2 protein-coding genes are annotated in these 1,124 nt (G+C 70.6%); one reads left to right on the plus strand and one right to left on the minus strand.

Annotated features, from left to right (window positions below):
- Nucleotides 1–320 precede the first annotated feature (320 nt).
- Entirely contained in the window at nucleotides 321–464 is a 144-nt protein-coding gene (locus tag Q0L15_RS21500) for a hypothetical protein (protein ID WP_296606811.1), read from the plus strand.
- A gap of 120 nt (nucleotides 465–584) precedes the next feature.
- Here the strand turns inward: Q0L15_RS21500 and Q0L15_RS21505 are convergent.
- On the minus strand, nucleotides 585–1,124 hold a 540-nt coding region (locus tag Q0L15_RS21505), incomplete at its 5' end, for a succinate dehydrogenase/fumarate reductase iron-sulfur subunit (protein WP_296606813.1).

The following is a 1,124-nucleotide window of genomic DNA, read 5'->3' on the forward strand; positions in this document are numbered from 1 at the left end:
GTCACCCAGCGCCGCGAGCTTGGCCGCCTCGTCGCGCAGCAGCGCGACGAACCGTTCGACACCGGGACCGGTCCCGGTGATGTGCACACCCGCCTCGTCCACCCTGACCGCCACACCCCGATCCGCCATGCCGGAAGCCTGGCACCGGCCACCGACAACGGCCGGGCCGCACCGTCGTGACCGAACCGCAACCCGGCGGGGGGCAACGCACCGGCCCGCGGAGGCGTCGGACGGGTATCACCCGAAGCGGGTGGTCCGGCGGGCGCGGACCGAGGCGCACGCTGGGGATCCACACCTCGGTCACTCGGGAGGGACGAGCCATGGCCGTACTCGAGCACCACCCCCGCACGGGGACCGCCCTCAAGGCGCTGCTGACCCTGGTGCTGGTCACCGCGGTCGTCGCGGCCGCCGCCGGACTCGCGGCGTACGCCGTCGCGACGGCGCTGGTGGCACTGCTGGGCTGAGGCGCAGGTGCGGGCGTAGTCGTTCAATTGCTCGGTGCGACTGCAGTGGGAGCGCGCCCACCCCAGTCTCACCGAGCAATTGAACGGAAGCTGCCCGCCGTAGACCACCGGCGCGGGCGATCAGACCTCGGTCCGCCCGTCGTTGTCGCGGTTGCGGAGGCCGATCTTGCTGCCCAGCCACACGAGCGGGTCGTACTTGCGGTCCACGACACGCTCCTTCATCGGGATGATCGCGTTGTCGGTGATCTTGATGTTCTCCGGGCAGACCTCGGTGCAGCACTTGGTGATGTTGCACATCCCGAGGCCCGCGGCGCCCTGCGCGAGCGCGCGGCGGTCGTGGGTGTCCAGCGGGTGCATGTCCAGCTCGGCGTACCGCAGGAAGAACCGGGGCCCGGCGAAGGCCGGCTTGTTCTCCTCGTGGTCGCGGACCACGTGGCAGGTGTTCTGGCACAGGTAGCACTCGATGCACTTGCGGAACTCCTGGCCCCGCTCGACGTCGATCTGCGCCATCCGCCGCTTGCCGTCGGGGTCGCGCGGCGGGAGCTGGGCGTACGGCAGCTCCTTGGCCTTCTCGTAGTTGTACGACACGTCGGTGACCAGGTCGCGGATCACCGGGAACGTGCGCATCGGCGTGACCGTGATCGTCTCCGCCGGCTCGAA

Source organism: Nocardioides sp. (assembly GCF_024509035.1).
Classification (GTDB): Bacteria; Actinomycetota; Actinomycetes; order Propionibacteriales; family Nocardioidaceae; genus Nocardioides.

Coding starts and splice junctions, on each gene's coding strand:
- Q0L15_RS21500 (WP_296606811.1), top strand. CDS start 321: ATGGCCGTACTCGAGCACCACCCCCGCACGGGGACCGCCCTCAAGGCG.